Consider the following 7,199-nt stretch of genomic DNA (forward strand, 5'->3'; position numbering starts at 1 on the left):
GCTTCCGGTCGTCGCACCGCGACTGCCAGTCCGGCATGCTCGATCCTGATGCCCGCGGCCGGGGCCACTTCGGCCCAGACCTGCTGCGACCGCATCGCCCGCTGCCAGCACTGGCCGCGCTGCTGCCCGGTGACGGTGACGAAGCCGAAATTGCGGATCGAGGCGCCGTTCGCCCTCGCATCGCGCTCGATGACCACAACCCGCAAGCCCCGGCGCACGCCCGCAAGCGCATGGGCGAGACCGCAGATGCCGCCCCCGATAACGGCCAGATCGAATTCGTCTCCTGACACGCTCACCGCTTCCTCCACATCTGCGCGCGCGCAAGATAGCCCTGTGTGAGTAACATGTAGATGGCTCGTGTGACGGCGGCGGTGGCGAACACGACCATGGCCATGGCCGCCGCCGGAGCCACGTCGCCAGCGTCATCCATATTGAGCACGGCGATGGCCGCAAGTGTCGTGTGCGGCGCGTAGATGAAGACCACCGCGGAGACGGTCGTCATCGCATTCACGAACAGATACATGGCGATATCCAGCACGGCCGGCAGGCAGACCGGCAAGGTCACGCGCATGAAGGTACGCCAGAACGGCACCCTGAGCGATGCCGAAACGGTCTCGAACTCCCGGTCGATCTGCTTGAGCGCCGTCACCGCGGTCAGGTGCGAGACGGAGTAGAAATGCGAGATGGTGCAGATGACGAGGATGGCCATCGTGCCGTAGATGAAGTTCAGCGGATTGGCCGGATTGTTGAAGAAGAAGATGTAGCCGAGGCCGAGCACCAGCCCTGGAACGGCCAGGGGAAGCAGCGCGAGAAACTGCACGAAGCCGCGGGCATAGCGAAAGCGCGGGGTCTTCTCGACCAGATAGGCGCCGGCAAAGATCACCGCAGTCCCGAACAGCGCGGTGAGGCCGGCCATGACGAGTGAGTTGAAATAGCTGCGCCAGCCGCCGCCATCCATCATGTCGAAGTCGAAGTTCTTGAAGCTGGGCGTCAGATTGTAGGGCCAGAACGTCGCGATCGAGGCGAAGAAGGACACGCCGAGAATGACCAGGATCGCGAACGCGATCAGCGAGCAGATCGCCAGCATCGCGCGATCGATCGTGGCGTCGGGCCTGGGCGCATACGGTACGGCGCGCGCGGAGAGCAGCGCCAACTGGCGTCGCTGCATGAGCTGATCGACGACGAAGGCCACCCCCGCGGGCAACAGCAGGATCAAGCCGACCACCGCGCCCATCTGGAAATTCTGCTGCCCGACCACCTGTTTGTAGATGTCGGTCGCGAGCACGTTGAACCTGCCCCCGATGACCTTCGGCACGCCGAAATCGGTGATCACCAGGGTAAAGACGACGAAGACCGCGCTGATCAGGCCATAACGTGCTCCGGGAAAGGTCACGGTCCAGAAGGTGCGGCGCGGGCTTGCCCGCAACGCTTCCGCCGCCTCATACAGACGCGCGTCCGAAATCGCCAGCGCCGTGGTGATGATGATGAGCGCGTGCGGGAAGGTCCAGAACACCTCGCCCATCACGATGCCGATCGGACCGTAGATCGACGCGCCGAACAGCATCCATTTGACGAGGCCCTGGTTGCCGAACAGATAGACAAGGCTGATCGCAGGCAGCAGCGAGGGTGCGAGAATCGGGATCTGCGCGATGATGCGGAACAGTCCCCGTCCTGGCATGCAGGTGCGGGTGAGTCCGTAGGCGTAGACGAAGGCGAGCAGAACGCAGATGATCGTGCTCAGCAGCGAGACCCAGACCGAGTGCCAGATCGAATYGGCCAACGCCGGGTTGGCGAAATAGGCCTGGAAATTGGCGAGGCCTATGAAGCTGCCATCAGCCGCCTGGAAGCTCTTGGACAGCAGCGCCCAGAGCGGCAGCAACACGGTGACGATCAACCAGAGGCCGAGCGCCACGACCGCGCCGCGCATGATCCAGTCGTCGTGCCCCAGCTTCTGCCGCAGCGGCGCCACTGCGGCGGTGCGGTCCGGCAGAATTAGCGTCTCGGTCGCCATCGCTGGTTTCCCGTGTCAGGCAGTCGCAGAGCGCGGCTGGGCAAATACGCGTAACCGCTTCGGCGGCAGCGCGACCTCGATGGTCGCGCCCGAGGAAATGCCGAGGTCGCGCACGGCGTTGATCGAAAAGTCGGCCGAGAAGTTCAGTCCCGTGCCGCTCGCATGCAGGGTCGTCGCGAAATGATTGCCGATGAATTCCATGACGCCGACCTGGACCGACAGGCGATTGTCCGAATGCTCGCCGATGTCGCGCACCGCCACGTCCTCCGGCCGAAGGCAGACCGTGACGGCCGCGCCCTCGCCGAGCGGCACCTCCTCGCTGAAGTCGAGCACGGCACCCCTGACAATTGCGCGCTTGCTGGTGACGAGGCGTCCCTCCAGAAAGTTCATCTTGCCGACGAAGTCGGCGACGAAAGCGGTCGCGGGTCGGCCGTAGATCTCGTCGGGCGTGCCCACCTGCTCGATCCTGCCATTGCTCATCACCACGATCCGGTCGGACATGGTGAGAGCCTCCTCCTGGTCGTGGGTCACCATGATCGTGGTCAGCTTGAGACGTTGCTGCAGGTCGCGGATCTCGCCGCGCAGACGCGCCCGGACGCGCGCGTCGAGAGCGGATAGCGGTTCGTCCAGCAGCAGAAGGCCGGGCGATAGCGCCAGCGCCCGCGCGAGCGCGACGCGCTGCTGCTGCCCGCCTGAGAGCTGGGCCGGATATTTGCCGGCTTGCTCGGGCAGGCCGACAAGTTCGAGAAGCTCCTTGACCCGTCTGTCGATCTCGATGCGAGGCGTGCCGGCCGACACCAGGCCGTAGGCCACATTGTCCTTGATCGTCAGGTTCGGGAACAACGCATAGGACTGGAACACGATGCCGAAGTCGCGCTTGGCGACCGGCAACGTCGAGATGTCCCGCCCGCCTTGATGGATCGACCCGGCGGTCTGCACGTCCAGTCCGGAGATGGCGCGCAACAGCGTGGTCTTGCCGCAGCCGGATGGCCCGAGGAACGAGACGAACTCCCCGGGCATGATGTCGAGGTCGATAGTGTCGAGCGCGGTGAACGCACCGAACTTTTTCGAGAGGTTGCGGATGCGGAGATAGGGCACCGTCGTCGGCGTGCTGTCCATTGTACTGTCCCGCATTGACCGGCGGCGCCCATGCACCGCCGGCTTGGTCGCTCCTGGGATCCCCGGCAGGATCCTCAGTTCAGGTCCCTCAGTTCAGGGTCTTCAGTTCAGTTTTTCAATTCTTGGGCTCGGACTTGCCGTCGTAGCGCTTGCTCCACTCCGCCAGGATCTTGTCGCGGTTCTCCGCCGCCCAGGCAAAGTCGTTCTTGATCAGCATCTTGTTGATGTCACCCTGGATGAACTCCATGGAGCTTGCGATGCCGGGCAACGCGACGATGGCGAAGTTCTCGGCGTAGAGCTTGTTGGCCTCCGCCGTCGCGGCCCAGTCGGCAAGCTTCTTCGCCGCCTCGGACTCCTTGGTGGTCTTCAAGATCCCGATAGCTTCCATATCCCAGCCGAGGCCTTCCTTGGGCAGGACAATGCTGATGGGCGCTCCGCCCTTCTTGGTCTTGTTGGCGCGATACTCGAACGAGAGGCCTATCGTGTACTCGCCKGCGGCGGCCTGTCGGCACGGCTTCGAGCCGGAATGCGTATAGGCCGCGATGTTCTTGTGAAGCTCGTCCATGTACTTCCAGCCCTCGTCCCAGCCGAACATCTGGAGCCAGGCGGAGACCATCAGAAAACCGGTCCCCGAGGAGGCCGGGTTCGGCATGGCGATTTGTCCCTGATAGACCGGCTTGGTCAGATCGGCCCAGGAGGCGGGCTCCGGCAGGTTCTTCTTGCCGGATTCCACGGTGTTGACGCAAAAGGCCGATGCCCAGACGTCCATGCCCACCCACTCCGGCGAGCCAGCGGGATCGCGCATCTTGGCGTCGACCTTGTCGAGACCCGCCGGCGCGTAAGGCATCAGCATGCCTTCCTTCTGCAGCAGCATCAGCGAGGTTGCGGCAAGACCCATGACCACATCGGCCTTAGGGTTTGCCTTTTCCGCGAGGAGCTTCGCCGTGATGATGCCGGTGGAGTCGCGGACCCAGAGGATGTTGATGCCCGGATTGGCCTTCTCGAACGCGGCCTTGTAGGGCTTGATCTGGTCGGCCTCCAGCGCCGTGTAAACGGTGAGGTCCGCCGCGCGAACTGAAGTGCTGAGGCAGAACATGGCGGCGGTGATCGACACAACAGCGCATCGCAGACCGCTTGTCGTGCACAGGTTCATGTCGGGCTCCATCGATGTTGGCCGCGGGCTGGCACCGTCCGGGCAGGGAACCGATATTGTTAGATGACATTTCCGTCACGTACATGTCGGATTTTGTGCACGGCGCGCCTCGATCGTAGTGTCTCTGCACATCTTGAGTGCAATGTTGCCCATGCAAGCGTCTGCTCCGAGCCTTCTTCAGCGTCTCCGCTTGGCGTGAGCAATGATGCGCGTTTGCCGCTGATTGCGTTGCGGTCGTCGTGGCTTAGCTTAGCCGAGCCCCTGTGCCGGCCAGCAGCCGCGGTTCTACTGTGCATGGGGTTGTTTTTCATTTTTTTTGCAGAAAGGGGCCCGAGGCGGCCAAGCGAGGAGGGCAGGGAGCGCGGCCCGCGGATCCGACTCCGGTCGCCTCGGGGCCGTTGCGATGGACAAGCAACAGGCCCGGTCGCCAATGCGACCGGGCCTTTTCTTTTGGTGCCCGTAGCCCGGGAGGGCCGAGACGTCGGCAGGGTTAAGGAAAGATTGGAACTTCGCAGCTAGGGTTGAGATTACGACGTCCCCACGAAGCATGCCCTTCCCGAAGTCATCCACATCAGCGCCGAAACATTCATGCCGCATCTCGTTGACATGTCGATTCGCGTCCGGACCTTTGTCGCTTTTGGATTGGTCCTGCTCGTTACGATCGGGCTCGGCTCCTTCGCGCTCATTCAGATCGCGGTTGTCGACCGAGCGGCCAACGACCTCGGCGGCAAGGCTATGCCCGCGCTGTTCCAGAGCAGCGAGATGCTCAATGCGGTCATCAATTTTCGGCGGGAGGAAGCCAATCGTCTCCTGAGCGTGACGCCTGAGGACGGGCGATACCGCGAAGGACTGATGGACAAATACGCGACGAAAGCCGTCGACGTCAGGAAGACCTATCAACCCAATTCCGCCGAGGAAAAGACGGCGATCGATCAATTCGATTCGACCTGGCCGGAATTCCAGAAATCCACTTCCACGATAGTCGATGCGCTGAGAGCCGGGGACAGCGCCTCGGCTCGCAAATACTACGTCGCCGAAAATCGAAACCAGTTTGACGCTCTCAACGTGACCCTTGCCAAGATTGTCGAGCTGAATGAACGGGCGGGACGCCAATCCTATGATTTGGTCAATGCCGCGACGGATCGGGCGCGCCTCGGCGTCATTGTCGCCCTGGTCGTCGCGACCTGCATCGCGCTCGCCGCCGGCATGGTTACGGTCCTGACCACGGCATCGCCGATCCGGCGGTTGACCGGCGTGATGGCGCAGTTAAGCGGCAACGATTTGCACGTCACGATTCCGGATGCGGACCGGCGCGACGAGATCGGCGCGATGGCGCGCGCCGTCCAGATTTTCAAGAGCGGTCTCGTCGAAGCCGACAGGCTGGCCGCGGTACAAAAGGCGGACGAAGCGGAAAAGACCCGCAGGGTCGGCATGATCGATGCCCTGGTGTCCGACTTCGACGCACGGTCGTCCGACGCGCTGGCGAGCTTCGGAGCGGCGGCGACGGAGCTCGACTCGACGGCCCAGAGCATGTCGGCACTCGCAAAGGAATCGGCCCAGCAGACCAACATTGCTGCCACGGCAGCGGCCTCGACGACGACCAATGTCCAAAGCGTGGAATCGGCTGCCGAAGCGATGGCGACCAGCATTGCCGACATCAATAGCCAGGTTGGATACGCCAAGGAGATTGCGGACCGCGCGTCTGACGACATCCGGCGAACCAGCACGACCGTTGTCGGCCTGACCCAGGCCACCCAGAAGATCGGAGAGATCGTCACGCYGATCCAGGCGATTGCCGCCCAGACCAATTTGCTGGCACTGAACGCCACGATCGAAGCGGCTCGGGCCGGCGACGTCGGCAAGGGATTTGCCGTCGTGGCAGCGGAAGTGAAGGGGCTGGCCAACCAAACGGCGAAGGCGACGGACGAGATCGCGACGCAGATCGCCGCGGTTCAGAAGGTCTCCGGCGAGACGTCGTCGGCCATCCAGTCGATTGGCACGACCATCGAGGAGCTCAACGCGATCTCGACCCGCATCGCTGGCGCCATGGACCAGCAGGGCGCTTCGACCCACGAAATCAGTCGCAACGTCAGGCAGGCAGCCGCAGGCACCCGAGAGATGGCCGAAACCATGGTCCACGTGACCCGTGCTGCCGGCGAATCCGGCAMTGCTTCCGCTCAGGTGTTGCAGGCGGCGTCAGATCTCTCGGTTCGGTCCAAATCCCTACAGTCGCAAGTCGCAACCTTTTTGGCGGCGATCAAGACCGCCTGATTGCGCTTGAACTAAACAAACGAAAAGGCCCGATCGCGATGGCGACCGGGCCTTTCTCGTTTGTGGACGCCTGCGCGCTTACGCGGCCGTCGAAGCCTTCCGCGCGGCCTTCTGCTCGGCGGCGGCGGCCTCGTCCTTGCGGATCTCCGACAGCTTCTTCTGGACCTGCTCCGAGAAGATGTACTGCGCCGGACGCTGCTTGCTCATGTCGATCTCGGGCGCCATCGGGCCCGTGGTCTTGACGCCGCGCAGCGACACCCACATCGCCTTCAGCGGGTTGTTGAGGGCTGCGGTCGCCGCGGTCGGCTCGTAGCCGCAATGGGCCATACAGTCGGCGCACTTCTCGTACTTGCCGGTGCCGTAGGTCTCCCAGTCGGTGGTGTCCATCAGCTCCTTGAAGGTCTTGRCATAGCCTTCACCGAGCAGGTAGCAGGGCTTCTGCCAGCCGAAGATGTTGCGCGCGGGCATGCCCCAGGGCGTGCACTCGTATTCCTGGTTGCCGGCGAGGAAGTCGAGGAACAGGCCGGAATGCATGAAGTTCCACTTCTTGCCCTTGCCCATCGCGAAGACGTCGCGGAACAGCTTCTTGGTCTTGGTGCGGTTGAGGAAGTGCTCCTGGTCCGGCGCACGCTCATAGGCGTAGCC

6 protein-coding genes are annotated in these 7,199 nt (G+C 63.2%); 1 reads left to right on the top strand and 5 read right to left on the bottom strand.

The window, feature by feature from the left end; translation table 11 throughout:
* The 4 genes from AC1D00_RS19110 to AC1D00_RS19125 form a co-directional block, all read right to left on the bottom strand.
* Positions 1–296: FAD-dependent oxidoreductase (locus AC1D00_RS19110; RefSeq protein WP_477011728.1), on the bottom strand; the 296-nt coding region annotated here is incomplete at its 3' end.
* The gene (locus tag AC1D00_RS19115; protein ID WP_477011729.1) at positions 293–2,011 is read right to left on the bottom strand and encodes a putative 2-aminoethylphosphonate ABC transporter permease subunit; all 1,719 of its coding nucleotides are present in this window, start codon (positions 2,009–2,011) and stop codon (positions 293–295) included. The genes AC1D00_RS19115 and AC1D00_RS19110, both read right to left, overlap by 4 nt.
* Before the next feature lie 15 nt (positions 2,012–2,026).
* On the bottom strand, positions 2,027–3,130 hold the full coding sequence (locus AC1D00_RS19120; protein ID WP_271573560.1) for a putative 2-aminoethylphosphonate ABC transporter ATP-binding protein: 1,104 nt from the start codon (positions 3,128–3,130) through the stop codon (positions 2,027–2,029).
* 115 nt (positions 3,131–3,245) lie between these two features.
* Positions 3,246–4,283, bottom strand: coding sequence for a putative 2-aminoethylphosphonate ABC transporter substrate-binding protein (locus AC1D00_RS19125; RefSeq protein WP_477011730.1), 1,038 nt, complete (start codon positions 4,281–4,283; stop codon positions 3,246–3,248).
* Positions 4,284–4,871: 588 nt separating this feature from the next.
* Between AC1D00_RS19125 and AC1D00_RS19130 the strand changes: the two genes are divergently transcribed.
* Positions 4,872–6,554: a methyl-accepting chemotaxis protein gene (locus AC1D00_RS19130; RefSeq protein ID WP_477011731.1), complete on the top strand. Its 1,683-nt coding sequence runs from the start codon at positions 4,872–4,874 to the stop codon at positions 6,552–6,554.
* 78 nt (positions 6,555–6,632) lie between these two features.
* On the opposite strand, the gene AC1D00_RS19135 is transcribed toward AC1D00_RS19130, so the two are convergent.
* Positions 6,633–7,199 (bottom strand): DUF3463 domain-containing protein (locus tag AC1D00_RS19135; protein ID WP_477011732.1); only part of this gene is annotated, 567 nt, incomplete at its 5' end.

It is taken from the genome of Bradyrhizobium sp. P2_E8, assembly GCF_056403875.1.

Excerpts from the sequence above, each read along its gene's own strand:
- AC1D00_RS19120 (WP_271573560.1), bottom strand. The coding sequence starts at position 3,130 with ATGGACAGCACGCCGACGACGGTGCCCTATCTCCGCATCCGCAACCTC.